This is a genomic window from Propionibacterium sp. oral taxon 192 str. F0372 (genome assembly GCF_000413315.1).
Lineage (GTDB): Bacteria > Actinomycetota > Actinomycetes > Propionibacteriales > Propionibacteriaceae > Brooklawnia.
In genome coordinates this window covers 37697-53980 of record NZ_KE340297.1, presented here as the reverse complement: position 1 = coordinate 53980, position 16284 = coordinate 37697, and the positions used below count along the sequence as shown (strand labels likewise).

Sequence of the window (16284 nt, the reverse complement as noted above, 5' to 3'; positions counted from 1 at the left end):
TACGTGACCAAGAAAGTAAAACATTCAACCGTTACGGAGTGTTGCCGGATCGTTGCAGGTCTTGTCCAGCGTGATCCCCACCAATGGGCCAGTAGGCTGCGGGCATGACCGCACCCTCTCGTCCCCCGGTTCACGCGTCGCACACTGAGATCGCCGAGGCCTTGATGAACAGGTGGCCGGAATCCCGTCCGCAGCCCTCTTTAGCCCGGATCGAGGCCCTGTGCACGCTGCTGGGCGACCCGCAGGATGCCTGCCCGGTTATCCAAGTCGCGGGGACTAACGGCAAGGGGTCGACCGCAATCATGATCGATGCCCTGCTGCGATCGATGGGGTTGCGGGTGGGACGCTTCTCATCTCCGCACCTGGTTGACGTGTGTGAGCGAATCAGCGTCGACGGCGAACCGCTGTCTACCGAGCGTTTCGATGAGATCTGGCGGGAGATCGCTCCAATGGTGCACATGGTCGACGAACAGGCACTGGACGGGGTTTCGATGACCTTCTTCGAGATCATCACCGCCATGGGGTATGCGGCCTTCGCCGACGCTCCGGTTGATGTTGCCGTGGTGGAGGTCGGCATGGGAGGGAGTTGGGATGCCACCTCGGTGGCCAACGCCCGCGTCGCGGTGGTGACTCCCATCGGCATGGACCACACTCACCTGTTGGGCGACACCCTCGCAAAGATCGCTGGGGAGAAAGCTGGAATCATCAAGAAGGGCACCATCGCGGTGCTCTCGGCCCAGGAGGCCGAGGCTGCTCGGGTGCTGGAGGCTCGCTGTCTGGAAACCGGTTCGATGGTGCGTCGCGAAGGCATCGACTTCGGTCTTGTCGGACGGGTTCCTGCAGTGGGTGGTCAGATGGTGCGGATCGATACCTGCGATGGTCAAATTGGAGATCTTTACCTCCCGCTGCACGGGGCTCACATGGCCCACAATGCGGCCCTGGCGGTAGGAGCAGTGGAGGCTTTCCGTGACTCAGCGCTGGCGCCTGGGGTAATTGAGGATGGGTTGGCCGCCGTCGTTGCTCCTGCACGTCTTGAGGCCGTGCACGACGATCCGATCCTCGTCTTGGACACCGCACATAATCCGCCCGCAGTGGCAGCCACCCTGGTCGGCGTCCGGGAGGCTTTCCCGTGTCGCCCGCTCATCGGACTGGTGGCGATGATGAAAGACAAGGACATCGACCGGGTGATGGGCCTGCTGGCCGCCGAACTCGATGAGATCGTCGTCACGACGATGGCCGATGATCCCCGCGCCGTGGGTGTCGACGAGATAGCCGAGGTGGCCAGTGATTACTTCCCACCGGGAAGGGTGCACACTGCCCCCGATGTGGAGGTCGGATTGCGCACCGCTCGGGGGCTTGGCCAAGTGGCCAGTGAGCAAGCCACCGTCTTGGTGATCGGCTCGGTCCATTTGGCTGGAAAAGTGCGTTTTCTGATCACGGAGTTGACCGATAGAGGTCTACAGTCAAAGCTGTGACGACCCCGCAAGATCCTCAGGCAACACCGTCCGATCCGGTGAATACTGGTTTACCTACCTTCCCGGCCCAGCCGTCGGTACCCGGAAACCCGCCCACCGAGCCGCAAGGGCAACTATGGAATGCCGGTCGGCCCGGGGGCGCTCCAGTCCCAGGGCAGTGGGTGGCACCGGCTCCGCAGGTTTCCCATCTACCGGAGACCTCGACCGAATACCACATGTTCTGGCGGACCACCTCATGGAAGTGGTGGCGTCCGCTGCTGGCGCTCCTGCTGGCCTGCGTGGTGTATTTCGTCGTGATCAACGTGCTCGTCATGATCGTCGGAGGGATCGATATCGCCACTGGGCGATTGACTCCCGAGGACATGGCGGATATCGCCCATCACATGACCCCCTTGCTGTTCCTGGCGAACAATCTGAGCCTCGCCTTGCTCATCCCCATCGCTTGGCTGAGTGGTTTCCTATTGTTCAAGCAGTCGCCGAAATGGCTTAGCTCGGTCGTCGGCGGGTTCCGCTGGCCATGGTTCTGGATGTGCACTGCGGTCACTGTGCCAATCTGGGTCATCGTCACTGCGGTCGAGACGTGGTTGATGCGCAGTGCGGGTGACATGCCCGAACTGGGTGTCAACTCGGACACCGTGCTGCTGGTCATCGGAATCCTGGTGACCACCCCATTGCAGGCGGCGGGGGAGGAGTTCGGGCTGCGTGGGCTGATGAATCGGGCCGTCGCCAGCTTCTTCCGCAAGCCTGTTGTCGCTCTGGTCGTTGGTGGTATCTTGTCCTCGCTGCTGTTCATGGTGATCCACGGGGCCCAGGACATCTGGCTCAACATCTTCTATTTCTGGTTTGGCATGGTCGCCTGCTGGTTGACCTGGCGCACCGGTGGGCTTGAGGCCGCGGTTGCGATTCACGTGGTGAACAACCTGGTGTCCGAGATATTTCTCCCGTTCATGGATATCTCCTTAATCTTCGACCGGTCCGCCGGGACAAGTGGGCCGGAGATATTCATCCGCGTCGGGATCTTGGTGCTCACAGCCTTCCTCATCGGCCTGCTCGCCCGGCGCCGCGAGGTGGTGAGAAGTTTCCGCACGGCTAGCATTGTGCCTGATGAACAAGCACACCCCTGAGCCTTGGTTCGACAGACTCGAACCCCTGCTGGCCCACGTTGCCAAGCCGGTCCAGTACGTCGGCGGGGAGACCAATTCAGTCGCTAAGAACTGGAACGACATCGAAGTGAGCTGGGCTCTGATGTACCCCGACCTATACGAGGTGGGGCAGCCCAACCAAGGCAATGCCATCCTGTACGAGGTGCTCAACCAAACCGAGTGGGTTGCTGCCGAACGGGTATTCAGCGTTGATCGTGACCTTGAGGCTCTCATGCGTGCCCGGGGAGTGCCATTACTGAGTCTGGAAACCCATCGAAGGGTGCGGGATTTCGACGTGCTGGGCATCTCGCTGGCCACCGAGCTGGTATATACCAATGTGCTCAATGCCTTGGACCTGGCGGGAATCCCGGTGCATTCTGTGGACCGGGGCGAGGACATGCCGATTGTTGTCGCAGGTGGGCACTGCGCCACCAATCCCGAACCCTTGGCGGACTTCCTCGACGTCGTGGTGGTGGGCGACGGTGAACAGGCGGTCACCGAGCTCTCCCGGTGCCTGCGCACATGGAAACGCGCAGGGAAGCCCGAGGGACGCACCGGATTGCTGGCCCAACTTGCCGCCACCGGTGAGTTCTACGTCCCCGCCTTCTACGACGTTACCTACGGTCCTGGCGGAGCAATCGCCAAGGTCTCCCCGAACCGCCCGGGAGTGCCGCTGCAGGTGCAGCGCTGGGTGCTCACCGACCTTGACCAATGGCCTTATCCGAAGGCGCCGGTGGTGCCCATGGCGGAGACGATCCACGAACGCTATTCGGTGGAAATCTTCCGTGGTTGCACCCGAGGATGCCGATTCTGCCAGGCAGGGATGATCACCCGCCCCGTCCGGGAACGCTCGCTGCCGGTGATCGGTGAGATGGTCGAATGTGGTCTGGAGGCCACTGGCTTGGAGGAGGTCGGGCTGCTGTCGTTGTCCAGCGCCGATCACTCGGAAATCGGCGATATCGCGGCTCAACTGGCAAACCGCTACCAAGGCAGCGAGGTCTCCTTGTCCCTGCCTTCCACCAGGGTGGATGCCTTCAACATTGATCTTGCCGCCGAACTTGCCCGTAATGGGCGTCGTTCCGGGCTGACCTTCGCCCCAGAAGGCGGTACCGAACGGATGCGCCGTGTGATCAATAAGAACGTCTCGGAACAGGACCTCATCGACACCGTGACTACCGCCTTCGGATCCGGATGGCGGCAGGTCAAACTGTATTTCATGTGCGGCCTGCCAACCGAGACCGGCGACGACGTGCTGGCCATCGCAGACATGGCCCACAACGTGATCGAGGCCGGTCGTCGAGCCGCAGGCAGCAGGGATGTCGCCTGCACCATCTCGATCGGCGCCTTCGTCCCCAAACCACACACTCCCTTCCAGTGGGCGGCCCAGACCGATCCGGAGACCGCCAATGCGCGGATGGCTGCCCTCAAGCAGAAGGTTCGCGAGGACAGAGCCTGTGGCCGGGCGATCTCCATCCGCTGGTCCGACGGTTGTCCTGGGCTCGTCGAAGGACTACTGGCTCGTGGTGATCGCCGGGTTGGTCGAGTGATCGAAGCCGTCTGGCGTGATGGCGGGGTCTTCGACGGGTGGAACGAGCACTTTGATTTTGACCGGTGGATGCGCTGCGCAGAACAGGAGCTCACCCAATTCGGGGTGGATGTCGCTTGGTTTACCACCCGGGAACGCCCGATGACCGAGGTGCTGGCCTGGGACCACATCCATCTGGGACTGGATCGTGGCTGGTTGTGGGACGAATACCAAGCCGCGGTCAGTGGAACCCCGGTACGTGACTGTCGCTGGGATGACTGCAATGACTGCGGGGTCTGTCCCGACCTGGGGGTAGACATCGAGATTGGCCCCAGTGGAGGGAAGTTGCTGCCTTTGACTGTCGCCGACTCGAAGCTGGTGTGAGATGACGCGCAGGCAACCGGTCCAACTCCCGCCACCGGTGCAACGGCTGCGGCTCCAGTACACCAAGCTTGATGCGGTCCGATTCGCCTCGCATCGTGATCTTTCACGGGCACTCGAACGGGTCCTACGTCGTGCCCGGGTGCCGATGGCCTATTCCTCCGGATTCTCCCGTCATCCCAGGATTTCCCATGCCGGGGCGGCCCCCACCGGAACCGGCTCCTATGCCGAATACGTCGAGCTGGGGCTTGCCAGCGTCGTCGACCCCGGCAAGCTGCTGGTTGCCCTTAACGAGGTGACTCCGCCGGGGATGCGTGTGGTGCGGGTGGTGGAGGCTTCTACTACGAAGTTGCCACAGTTGTTGCAGGCCTCGTCCTGGCAGATCGAACTTCCCGGATTTCCCTCGGAATCGATTCCTCCATTGATCGCTGGTTTGCTCGCTGCATCCTCGCTTGAGGTGACCAGGACATCGAAAAAGGGCAAGCGGATACTCGATGTGTGCACCGCGTTGATCGCGGCCAAGACGCTCGAGATGGGCGTCGAGGTGGTGCTCCGGCACACCGAACCACTGGTCCGGCCCGACGATGTCTTCGCTGCGCTGATCTCCATCGATCCCGAGGTGGCGGTGGTGGATGCGCCCCGGGCAACCAGGATGGCCCAGGGGCCACTGGTTGATGGGCGAATCACCGATCCACTTGCCTGAAGAATGAACTCGCGTCCGCCTGTGGCACAATGTGATGAAGGCACGCGTGTCATCCGGACGCGCACCACCGGGATGGATACCATCCAACCGCGACGTAACGAGGCCCAACGCGCAATGCCAAGGGCAGTTGCGAACGGACGAGAGTTCGATTGCGCGGGGATGCGCTGACACCGGATGTGCCAGAAGTTTTGATCGCAGGGCTGCTGCGATGACGAGCCGCACCACACGGGTGCAGTAGGAGCCATGATGCTCGACGATGTCTTGAGCACCTCGAATTCCACGAACAATTTCACCGACGACCTGCCGCGCCCGCCTAAGGGACGCCGATCCTCGACCCGTCCCGCAGGCCCCCCGAGCGATGCTCCGATGATGACCGAGGCAGCGAATGCTCCCGTCGAGAGCGCAGGGACTGAGCCTCCCAAGCGGGTGACGCGGTCACACGTACGGACGACCGCCACTCGCGCCAGACGTGCCTCGATCACCGAGATCCCGGTTGCCGAGACCTTGTCGCAGATTGATGGCGATGAAACCGCAGCGCCACAGGCCTCCGAGTCGATCCCGCAGGAGACCATGCTGCGCATCCACCTTTCCGATTCCAGCAAGGTCACAGAAACCCAGCAAGTGGCCCAGGAGAGTGCGGATGAAGCTGCTCCAGTTGTCGAATCCGATGTTTCCGCCGGGGAGGCCCCCAAGCGGACCACCCGTCGGGTGAGTAGCGGTCGGCTGCGTCGGCGTACCCCGGCCACTCCGGTCGAGACAGATTCCGCTGTCGAAGAAGCCGCCGATGCCCCGGCCACGGAAACCGATGAGGGGCTTGCTGCCGCGCTCAGTGCGGTGGAGTTGGCCGCCAGGACCAGGCCGCGCCGGGCCTCCAGGAAGGCCGCCCAGGATTTGATCGGTGCGCAGATGCCCACCAACGCCGACGGCGAGGTGGACACCCAGCAAGTGCTGGCTTCACTGGTCGCGGCCATCGCCGCTGGTGACGATGCTAATGAGCAGATTGAGGAGGATGCCACCGGGCAGACCGGAGAATCGGAAACTGACGATGAGGAGCCTACGGAAGCCGCAGGAGAATCCGATGGCGAGGAATCGTCCACCCCGCGTCGCCGTCGCCGTCGTGGCGGACGCCGGCGACGTCGCTCTGGGTCCGCGGAGGGCACCGACACCGAAGCTGGGGAGCCGGTCACCGAGACAGAGACAGAATCCGAATCACCGGCAGCCGATGGGGAGACCGTCACGAGCGGATCGTCCACTCGTCGCCGTCGCCGTCGCCGTCGTTCCGGTTCCGGATCGGGCGATGACGAGCAAGGCGAGGCGGTGAAGATCCGCGAACCCCGCCAGTTTTCCGACGAGATCGCCGGCATCGAGGGATCCACCCGGTTGGAGGCCAAGAAGCAGCGTCGCAGGGACAGCCGCGCTGCAGGCAGGCACCGCGCTCCTGTTCTCACCGAGGCCGAGTTCCTGTCCCGCCGCGAATCCGTGGAGCGCACCATGCTCGTGCGTCAACGGGAGGATTACACCCAACTGGCGGTTCTCGAGGATGGGGTGCTCGTGGAGCACTACGTCGACCGGGCCACCTCGACCTCCCTCATTGGGTCGATCTACTTGGGCCGGGTGCAGAACGTGCTTCCTTCAATGGAGGCTGTGTTTATCGACATCGGCCGTGGGCGCAATGCCGTCCTCTATGCGGGTGAGGTGGATTGGGACCAGTTCAACATCTCGTCGGATGCCCGCAAGGTGGAACAGGTTTTCAAATCCGGTCAGACCGTGCTGGTCCAAGTGTCGAAGGATCCGGTGGGGGCCAAGGGTGCCAGGCTGACCGGTCATCTGTCCATCCCTGGTCGTTACGTCGTGTACTCGCCTGGCGGGCATTTGTCCGGTATCTCCCGCAAACTGCCCGACCAGGAACGTCGCAGGCTGAAGGGAATCCTGGAGGAGGTCGTCGCCCCCGAGTCATCGGTGATCGTACGTACCGCAGCGGAAGGCGTCACCCAAGAGGAACTGGTAGCTGATGTCGAGCGGCTCAAGGCGCAGTGGCAAGCCATTGAGAAAAAGTCGAAGCAAGGCAGCGCTCCACAGCTGCTTTACTCCGAGCCTGACCTGACCCTGCGGATCATCCGCGATACCTTCACCGAGGATTTCTCGAAGCTGGTCATCTCGGGACTCGGTGGCCGAAACGATGTTTGGAAGAGGATCTCCGACTATGTCGGTTCGGTTGCCTCCGGGCTGAGCGAGCGACTCGAGCACTGGGAGTCCAGTGACGGAGATCCATTCGTCAAGTTTCGCATTGAGGAGCAGATCCACAAGGGGCTGGAGCGCAAGGTCTTCCTGCCCAGCGGCGGTTCACTGGTCATTGATCGCACCGAGGCCATGACGGTTATCGACGTCAACACCGGCAAGTTCACCGGGGCGGGTGGAAACTTGGAGGAGACCATCACCCGCAACAATTTGGAAGCCGCGGAGGAGATCGTCCGTCAGTTGAGGTTGCGTGACTTGGGCGGCATCATCGTCGTCGATTTCATCGACATGGTTTTGCCATCAAATCGCGAACTCTTGTTGCGTCGCCTTGTTGAATGCTTGGGACGGGATCGTACCCGTCACCAAGTGTCCGAGGTGACTAGCCTTGGACTAGTGCAGATGACCCGCAAACGGATTGGCACCGGGTTGGCTGAGGCCTTCACAGACAGCTGTGACCACTGTGGTGGGCGCGGTTATGTTCGTCATGACGACCCGGTGGAATCCCAAGCCCCGGCCGACGGTGGGGAGCGCAACGGGAAGTCCCATGCCAACCGTTCACGTCGCAAGCCGAACGGTGGCGCAAACGCCTCATCAGAGGAAAAGCAGGCCAACCAAGTCAAACCCTTATCGGAAGAGGCCAAACAGGCCACCGCGAAGCTGGCTGCGGCTGCAGCACGGCACCACATTGAGATTGAGACTGGTGCACAGGGCGCTGAGACGGTCGACGGTACCCACCAGGGTGGGGGACAAACCGTCCTCGTGGCTGAGTCGGCGACGGTTGACCAGTGATGTGCCCGTGGTTTGACCAGTCTGGGTCTGCCACATAACATGGGTTCTCGGTGCGCCTTCGGCCGACTGCCTGTGGGTTGTGCGCATCGTAGGCATTGAGTGTTCCACGGTTTTTCGGAGGAACACTCTCCAGTTTGGAAGTGACGCTCCGCAGATCGCGGAGACGCAGGAACGAGAGTGAGTCAGTTGTGTACGCGATCGTGCGCAGTGGCGGCCGCCAGCACAAGGTGACCGTGGGAGATGTCGTCGAGATCGACCGCGTCGCCGACGAGGTGGGCAGCGAGATCTCCTTGCAGCCGCTGATGCTGGTCGACGGAGACGCCATCACCACCGCCAGCGACAAGCTGGGCAAGGCCAAGGTGACCGCCGAAGTTCTCGGCGAGACCAAGGGGCCGAAGATCCGGATCCTGAAGTTCAAGAACAAGACCGGTTACAAGAAGCGCCAGGGGCACCGTCAGAAGTACACCCAGGTGAAGGTCACCGGAATCAAGGGCTGAGGAGTAGAAATGGCACACAAGAAGGGCGCATCTAGCTCTCGTAATGGTCGTGATTCCAACGCGCAGCGCCTCGGCGTGAAGCGTTTCGGCGGTCAGCGTGTCAACGCAGGGGAGATTCTCGTCCGTCAGCGTGGCACTCACTTCCATCCGGGTGAGGGCGTTGGCCGTGGCGGAGACGACACTTTGTTCGCTTTGGTGGCTGGTACCGTGAATTTTGGTACCCGCCGTGGTCGCCGTGTGGTGAATGTGGAGCCGACCGGGGTCTGATTGCCAGGCAAATGACTTAGAGGGGCAGGTGGTCTTCCACCGGCCCCTCGTCACGTTCCCAGAAGAGCTTTCGTTGGCAGAGCGATGGGATCGGGAGCCGTGGGCACACCCCACCATTCGGTATCCCGTTGGTGCTGTGGGGCGACCATTAGAGTTGTTCCATGGCCATTCCTTCTTTCGTCGACCGCGCCCAGCTGTCCGTGACTGCAGGCAACGGTGGAAACGGTTGCGCATCGGTGCACCGTGAGAAGTTCAAGCCCTTGGGCGGCCCGGACGGGGGTAATGGAGGAGACGGGGGTTCGGTTATCCTGCGCGTTGATCCTGGGCTGACAACCCTAGTCGACTACCATCGCCGGTCTCAGCGCAAGGCTTCCAACGGTCAGCCGGGGATGGGTGGTCATCGGCAGGGAGCAAATGGCGAGGATGTCATACTGCCTGTGCCCGCCGGGACTGTTGTTACGGATCACGAGAGCGGTGAATTGCTGGCTGATCTTGGGGTGGCGGACCAAGTCGTCGTTGCCCTGGGCGGTAAGGGTGGGCTGGGCAATGCGGCTCTAGCGTCGGCGACCCGCAAGGCCCCCGGTTTCGCCCTGCTCGGAGAGGAAGGGCAGGCCAGGATCATCGACCTGGAACTCAAGGTGCTGGCCGATGTCGGGCTGGTCGGTTTCCCCTCCTCGGGGAAGTCGTCGCTGATCGCGGCGATCTCGGCAGCCAAACCAAAGATCGCCGATTATCCCTTCACTACCTTGGTGCCGAACCTCGGGGTGGTCGTCGCAGGCGAAGTAACTTTCACCGTCGCCGACGTGCCCGGGCTCATTGAGGGTGCATCGCTGGGCAAAGGGCTGGGGCACGAGTTTCTGAGACACATCGAACGGTGCTTGGCGATCGTGCATGTCATCGACTGCGCGACCTGGGAACCGGGCCGTGAACCTCTCGGCGACCTGGACATCATCGAGGCCGAACTCACCAACCATGGCGAATTGGATGACCGTCCCAGGCTGGTAGCCCTGAACAAGATCGACGTGCCCGACGCCAAGGACATGGCAGAGATCGTCACCCCCGAACTGGAGGTGCGCGGATACCGGGTATTCCCGATTTCCGCCAAGACCTCCGAGGGTCTCACCGAGCTGATCTTCGCGATGGCGGCCTTGGTCTCCGAACGCCGTACCCAGGTCGCTGAAACCCCCACACCGCGGACCGTGTTGCGGCCGACGCCGGTTGATGAGGGCAAGGGCTTCACCATCAAACGCCAGGGCGACGGTATGGGCGGGAAGGTGTGGCGGGTACGCGGCGCCAAACCCGAACGGTGGGTGCGGCAGACCGATTTCAGCAACGACGAGGCGGTGGGTTACCTGGCCGATCGGCTCAACCGGTTGGGTGTCGAGGCGGAACTAATCGCCCTGGGTGCGGTTCCCGGCGACGCAGTGGCGATTGGGGCGGGGGAGAACCCGGTGGTCTTCGACTTCGTTCCGCAGATTGAAGCTGGCGCCGAACTGCTTGCCCGCCGGGGCCGGGACGAACGTCTGGAGCAGGTACGTCCCTCGGTGCAGCGTCGCCGGGAGCTTGATGCTGAGTATCACGCCTCGCGCGAGGTTCTCATGGCCGACGGGAGTACCGACTGGCGTGAGGCCCGTCGCCAGGCTTTGGTGGCCGATCTGGCAAGCGATTTCGAGGAGGAGGAGTGAGCGAGGAAGAGATCTGGCTTGCAGAACCCGATGTCCGGGCAGCGGTACGTGATGCCCGGCGCATCGTGGTCAAGGTCGGGTCTTCCTCGCTGAGTGCTGAGACGGGTGGGCTCGACGAGGAGAAGCTCAGTCGGTTGGTCGACGCTTTGGCTGATTTCCACGATGGCGGCCGGGATGTCGTGCTGGTCACCTCCGGTGCCATCGCTGCAGGGCTGAAACCCTTGGGGTTGCGGCGTCGGCCCCGGGACTTGGCCCATCAGCAGGCGGCTGCCGCAGTGGGTCAGGGGGTACTGATGCAGCACTACGCCGACCGCTTTCATGCCCGGGGAATCCTTGCCGCGCAATTACTGCTGACCGTCGAGGATGTGACCCGGCAGGAGACCTACGCCAACGCCCTGCGCTCGCTGGGCACCTTGCTGAAGATGGGTGCGGTTCCGGTGGTCAACGAGAACGATGCGGTGGCCACCCACGAGATCCGCTTCGGTGACAACGACCGGCTGGCCGCGCTGGTGGCCCAACTCGTCCGGGCAGATGCCCTGGTGCTGTTGTCCGATGTGGAGTGCCTGTACACTGCCCACCCCGATGAGCCGGATTCCGAGCCAATCTCCCATGTGGCTGATGTGGAGGAACTCACCGTCGACACCCACCGAGTGGGTTCGGCTATCGGCACCGGCGGCATGACGACCAAACTGCAGGCGGCCCAGATCGCCACTGCTGCGGGAATCCCTGTGGTGCTCGCCAATGCGGCCAGGCTCACCGACGTGCTGGGCGGGCAATCTACCGGTACCACCTTCTCCCCGATTGACCGTCGTCGGCCTCGCAGACTGCTGTGGCTTGCTCATGCGTCGGTGGCTCGTGGGAGTCTGCATGTAGATCAGGGAGCGGTGAGAGCGCTTACTGAGAGGAATGCCTCGCTGCTTGCTGCGGGCATTCGCCGCGTCGAGGGAACATTCGTCGCCGGTGACCCGGTGGACATTATCACCCCGGATGGGAAAGCGATTGTCAGGGGTTTGGTGAGTTTCTCCAGCGTTGACCTGCCGGCGATGCTGGGGCGCCGTTCCCGGGAGATGGCCGATGACCTGGGAGCAGGCTTCGAGCGTGCGGTGGTGCATCGTGACGTCATGGTCGCCCTCGACCACAGCTTGTGAGATCGCCGTCCAGCGGCATTAGTGTTGCCGCATGGACGTCAACACCCAGGCGCGTGCCGCACAGGCCGCATCCCGAGAATTGGCGGTGGCCACCAGAGCGGTGAAGGACGCAGCTTTGCACGCTATGGCGGACCGGCTCGTCGAATGCGCTGAGGAGATCCTTGCGGCCAATAAGGTCGACGTGCAGCGGGTCAGAGACTCGGGTACCGCTGATTGGATGATCGACCGGCTCACCCTCACTCCGCAGCGTCTCGACGACATGGTTGCCGGACTACGTTCGCTGGCCGGTTTGGCCGATCCGGTCAATGAGGTGGTCCGTGGCTGGGACATGGCCAACGGGGCACATATCAACCAGATCCGGGTGCCGCTGGGGGTCATCGGGATCATCTATGAGGCCAGACCGAATGTGACTGCTGATGCGGCGGGCATCTGCATAAAGACCGGCAACGCCTGCCTGCTGCGCGGCTCCTCCCACGCCTTGGAAACCAACCGGGTGGTTGTCGCCGCGCTCCGCGGGGGGTTGGCATCCGCAGGGCTTCCCGCCGACGCAGTGGACCTAGTGGAGGGCGGCCATGAGGTAACCGATGAGATGATGACGGCACGAGGGCTCATCGACCTGCTCATCCCACGTGGCGGGGCTGGATTGATCAATGCCGTGGTGAACAATTCCAGGGTGCCGGTGATCGAAACCGGCACCGGCAACTGCCACCTGTTCGTTGATGAATCAGCTGACCAGCAGATGGCGCTACGGATTGCCCTCAATGCCAAGATCCAGCGTCCTACCGTGTGCAATGCCTTGGAGACTCTGCTGGTGCACGCATCAATCGCGGAGCAGTTCATCCCGGACTTGGTTGAGGCGATGAATGCGGCGGGGGTGACGATCCACGGGGACGATGCCTCTATGGGCCTAGATCCCCGGATTGTCGCGGCAAGCCCTGACGAATACGACGGGGAATATCTGTCCCTGGACTTGGCGCTGAAGGTGGTTGCCGATCTTGATGAGGCCATCGCCCACATCCGGGCCCACAGCACTGGTCATTCGGAGACCATCATCACCTCCTCGATCATCAGCGAACGCCGGTTCACCACTGAGGTGGATGCCGCCGTGGTGTTGGTGAACGCGTCCAGCAGATTTTCTGATGGGGGAGAGTTCGGCTTCGGGGCGGAGATCGGTATATCCACCCAGAAACTGCATGCGCGCGGACCAATGGGACTGACGGAGATGACCTCGACGAAGTACGTGGTCACCGGCACCGGCCAGGCGCGTGCATGACTGACCAGCACGACGAGCATGGCGTCGACCTCGGGTTGGCGCGGGAACGCAACACCTTACGCCGCTACCGTCTGGGTGTGATGGGCGGCACTTTCGATCCGATTCATCACGGTCACCTGGTGGCCGCCAGCGAGGTGGCCGCTCGTTACCAACTCGACGAGGTGGTTTTCGTGCCCACCGGTATCCCCTGGCAGAAGGCAGGGCGCAAGGTATCGGGGTCGGAGGACCGCTATCTGATGACGGTGATCGCCACCGCATCCAATCCGCAGTTCACCGTTTCGCGGGTGGACATTGATCGTGAAGGAAATACCTACACGGTGGACACCCTGCGTGATATCCAGGCCGAGAGAGGGGCAGATGTCGATCTGTTCTTCATCACCGGTGCTGATGCGCTTGCCTCGATCCTCACCTGGCGGGGGGTGGAGGAGATGTTCGATCTCGCCCAATTCGTCGGCGTGTCGCGCCCTGGAGTGGACATCGAATCACATGATCTCTCGCATCTGCCTTTCGACAAGGTGACCCGGATTGAAGTCCCGGCGCTGGCGATCTCCTCCACCGAATGTCGCCGTCGTGTGGAGGCGGGGATGCCGTTGTGGTATCTGGTGCCCGATGGCGTGGTCCAGTACGTCGCCAAGCGCGGCCTGTACACTTCGGCCCATGATGTGCCGGTTCTCGAAGCCGGACCAGTGTGATTCTTCGAGGTGAGGATAACCAGTGACCGCTACCGATGAGGCATTGGCGATTGCCCGGTTGGCCGGGCAGACCGCCAGCGATAAGAAGGGCACTGATGTCGTTGCCCTCGACGTGTCGGAGAATCTGGCGATCACCGATGTGTTCCTGGTGGTCTCGGCGAACAACGAGCGCCTAGTCGGTGCCATTGTCGACGCCATTGAGGAGAAGCTGATCGCCGAGATGGGGCTGCGTCCCACCCGCCGCGAGGGTGACCGGGAGAACCGCTGGGTGCTGCTCGACTATGTCGATGTCGTCGTGCATGTGCAGCGCGATGAGGAGCGCGAGCTGTATGCGCTGGAGCGGTTGTGGAAGGATAGTCCGCGCATCGGCTTGGAGATCACCGGCGTCGAGACATCGACCGAGATTCCGGGTGAGCAATGAACCCCAGCGCCCGGACGCGGATCATTCTGTGGCGTCACGGGTTGACCGACTGGAACGCCCAGTCCCGGTTCCAGGGCCAAGCCGACATTGAGCTCAACGACATTGGTCGCGCCCAGGCAGTGGCCGCAGCCGAGAGGCTGGGCAGTTTCCGGATCGACGCGGTGTATTCCTCACCGCTGCGCCGGGCCCTGGTGACTGCGCATACCTTCGCCGATCCGCGTGGATTCGACGTGCATCGCGATGAGCGTCTCGCCGAGATCAATGTTGGCACCTGGTCGGGGGAAAACATTGATGAGGTTGGTGCCGCCAACCCGTGGATGGCGGAGAAACTGGCTGCGGGCGATGATTTCCGCCGCTCGCCGACAGGGGAGACCGCGACCGAGGCTGGGGCACGGATGGCGCAGGCCGTCACCGAGATTGCCAGCGCACATCCGGGCGGCACGGTGCTGGTCGTTAGTCATGGACTGGTGATCCGGATGACCGTGGCTGGGCTGCTTGGCTGGGACAATCGCACGGCCTTCGGGCTGGCGGGCATGGTCAACTGTGCGTGGACGATGCTTGTGCACCGCAGCAATGGCGAATGGAAGCTGCTCACCTGGAACCAGGGTGATGCTTCGCTGTTCTTCTGAGCAGCCGGATGCTGCCTGCAGCGAGCCCTGCTGCTGCGGTGCTCGCCAGACTGACTGCGGTGACCATCCGGGCAGCGTGCCGGATGGTCACGGTGGTGGGTTCCGGAGTGCCGGGGTCACCGAGCAGTGGCCGGTACTCGGTAACCCCGTGGTACATCGAGCTGCCGCCCAGATGGGTGCCGAGAGCTCCCGCCCAGGCGGCCTCGGTCCACCCGCCATTGGGGGAGGGATGGTTGTTTGCGTCGCGGGTCATCGTGTGCCATGCGGCGATGGGATCGCCGCCGACCATCGGGGCCACGGCACAACTGATAGCCCCGGCGAGCCGGGCCGGTATCCAGGCCATGACGTCATCGAGGCGGGCCGCGAATTTACCGAAGCGCTCGTAGCGTTCATTGCGGTAGCCGATCATCGCGTCGAGGGTGTTCACCCCGCGGTGCACCAATACCCCGGGGATGCCTGCCACCGCAGTCCAAAACAGGGAACAGACGACTGCGTCGGAGGTGTTTTCTGCGAGCGACTCAGTGGCGCCCCGGGCCAGTTCGGGGGCATTGAGCTCGGAAGGGTCGCGGGAACACAGGTGGGTCAGCCGGTCCCTGGCTGCTGTGATATCCGCAGCGTCCAGTTCATCGGCCATCGCGACGCCCTCACGAGACAGTGAGCGACTGCCCAGGCAGGCCCACACGGCGGCTCCCGTCACGATGGTGTGCGCGAGCGGGTGTCTCCTGGTCGCGATTTCCGCGCCGATGCCGAGCAGGGCGACGGGAGCCAGCGCCAACACGGTGTGTTTGGCTCCGGAGACGACATCGTCGCGGTAGGTGTGCCTCTCCAGGTGCATCGCCCAGGTGCCGAACCAGGCCACCGGATGGTGGCGGATGGGATCACCCAGCAGGTGGTCGAGCACTGTGCCGAGCCAGATACCGATGCCATGTGACATAGTGCCAATGCTAGTGTGCGGCAGATGACGGGCCGGTTTGTCATCCGCTGCAAGGTGTACTAGCCTTCGGTGAGTCGCCTCATGGGGCGGCAACTGGAAAGGGGCTATGGCGCAGTTGGTAGCGCGCTTCCATGGCATGGAAGAGGTCAGGGGTTCGAATCCCCTTAGCTCCACATAGGATGAGCACATCAAAGCTTGCCCCGTCTGGTGACGGGGCATTTTTTGTTCCTGTGGTGCTGCTGAGGCCCGGCGCACGTGAGGTCGCCGAGCAGGGCAGCGATCTGGTCCAAAGATGGTGTTACGTTTCGTTCGCTCTTGAGTAGGTCAAAAGGATCGCATCGGTGCAGCAGGCAAGGACGAATTTAATGCGTTTGATCATGAGCTTGGCGCCACAGGCGCAGTACAGGGTGCCTTTGATGTAGTGGTCGTACTTCTGGGGCCGTTCTCCGCGGGCGTTATCGGCGTCGAGGTTGGTTTTGGAAGCG

General features: G+C 62.7%; 14 protein-coding genes and 1 tRNA gene. 14 read left to right on the top strand and 1 reads right to left on the bottom strand.

All coding sequences use genetic code 11. The annotated features are described in order from the left end of the window. Positions 1–104: 104 nt before the first annotated feature. The 13 genes from HMPREF1531_RS00215 (at position 105) to HMPREF1531_RS00155 (ending at position 14865) form a co-directional block, all read left to right on the top strand. Positions 105–1475 carry a bifunctional folylpolyglutamate synthase/dihydrofolate synthase gene (locus HMPREF1531_RS00215; protein ID WP_016667872.1) on the top strand — a complete coding sequence of 457 codons (1371 nt, stop codon included), beginning with the start codon at positions 105–107 and terminating at the stop codon, positions 1473–1475. After that, positions 1472–2599 carry a CPBP family intramembrane glutamic endopeptidase gene (locus HMPREF1531_RS00210; RefSeq protein ID WP_156860112.1) on the top strand — a complete coding sequence of 376 codons (1128 nt, stop codon included), beginning with the start codon at positions 1472–1474 and terminating at the stop codon, positions 2597–2599. The genes HMPREF1531_RS00215 and HMPREF1531_RS00210 overlap by 4 nt, the downstream gene beginning before the upstream one ends. Next, positions 2580–4526 carry a TIGR03960 family B12-binding radical SAM protein gene (locus HMPREF1531_RS00205; protein WP_016667870.1) on the top strand — a complete coding sequence of 649 codons (1947 nt, stop codon included), beginning with the start codon at positions 2580–2582 and terminating at the stop codon, positions 4524–4526. Before HMPREF1531_RS00210 ends, HMPREF1531_RS00205 begins: the two co-directional genes overlap by 20 nt. Before the next feature lies 1 nt (position 4527). Beyond that, the gene (locus HMPREF1531_RS00200; RefSeq protein WP_016667869.1) at positions 4528–5226 is read left to right on the top strand and encodes a TIGR03936 family radical SAM-associated protein; all 699 of its coding nucleotides are present in this window, start codon (positions 4528–4530) and stop codon (positions 5224–5226) included. A 246-nt stretch (positions 5227–5472) separates the two neighbouring features. Further along, positions 5473–8253 carry an Rne/Rng family ribonuclease gene (locus tag HMPREF1531_RS00195; protein WP_016667868.1) on the top strand — a complete coding sequence of 927 codons (2781 nt, stop codon included), beginning with the start codon at positions 5473–5475 and terminating at the stop codon, positions 8251–8253. Between the two features lie 188 nt (positions 8254–8441). Then, complete coding sequence (rplU, locus tag HMPREF1531_RS00190) at positions 8442–8750, top strand: 50S ribosomal protein L21 (protein WP_016667867.1); 309 nt, start codon at positions 8442–8444, stop codon at positions 8748–8750. A 9-nt stretch (positions 8751–8759) separates the two neighbouring features. After that, positions 8760–9017, top strand: a complete 258-nt coding sequence (rpmA, locus tag HMPREF1531_RS00185; protein WP_016667866.1) for a 50S ribosomal protein L27 — start codon at positions 8760–8762, stop codon at positions 9015–9017. Positions 9018–9178: 161 nt separating this feature from the next. Further along, positions 9179–10702 carry a GTPase ObgE gene (gene obgE, locus HMPREF1531_RS00180; RefSeq protein ID WP_016667865.1) on the top strand — a complete coding sequence of 508 codons (1524 nt, stop codon included), beginning with the start codon at positions 9179–9181 and terminating at the stop codon, positions 10700–10702. After that, entirely contained in the window at positions 10699–11850 is a 1152-nt protein-coding gene (gene proB, locus HMPREF1531_RS00175; protein ID WP_016667864.1) for a glutamate 5-kinase, read from the top strand. Before obgE ends, proB begins: the two co-directional genes overlap by 4 nt. A 31-nt stretch (positions 11851–11881) precedes the next feature. Then, positions 11882–13123: a glutamate-5-semialdehyde dehydrogenase gene (locus HMPREF1531_RS00170; RefSeq protein WP_016667863.1), complete on the top strand. Its 1242-nt coding sequence runs from the start codon at positions 11882–11884 to the stop codon at positions 13121–13123. Beyond that, positions 13120–13815, top strand: coding sequence for a nicotinate-nucleotide adenylyltransferase (nadD, locus tag HMPREF1531_RS00165; protein WP_016667862.1), 696 nt, complete (start codon positions 13120–13122; stop codon positions 13813–13815). The genes HMPREF1531_RS00170 and nadD overlap by 4 nt, the downstream gene beginning before the upstream one ends. Positions 13816–13837: 22 nt before the next feature. Beyond that, the gene (gene rsfS / locus HMPREF1531_RS00160) at positions 13838–14236 is read left to right on the top strand and encodes a ribosome silencing factor (protein WP_016667861.1); all 399 of its coding nucleotides are present in this window, start codon (positions 13838–13840) and stop codon (positions 14234–14236) included. Continuing rightward, entirely contained in the window at positions 14233–14865 is a 633-nt protein-coding gene (locus HMPREF1531_RS00155) for a histidine phosphatase family protein (RefSeq protein ID WP_016667860.1), read from the top strand. The genes rsfS and HMPREF1531_RS00155 overlap by 4 nt, the downstream gene beginning before the upstream one ends. Here the strand turns inward: HMPREF1531_RS00155 and HMPREF1531_RS00150 are convergent. Next, positions 14828–15799, bottom strand: coding sequence for a cobalamin biosynthesis protein (locus tag HMPREF1531_RS00150; RefSeq protein WP_051123385.1), 972 nt, complete (start codon positions 15797–15799; stop codon positions 14828–14830). The two genes, HMPREF1531_RS00155 and HMPREF1531_RS00150, sit on opposite strands and share 38 nt — an antisense overlap. A gap of 100 nt (positions 15800–15899) precedes the next feature. Between HMPREF1531_RS00150 and HMPREF1531_RS00145 the strand changes: the two genes are divergently transcribed. Beyond that, a tRNA-Ala gene (locus tag HMPREF1531_RS00145) sits at positions 15900–15972 on the top strand. Positions 15973–16284 lie beyond the last annotated feature (312 nt).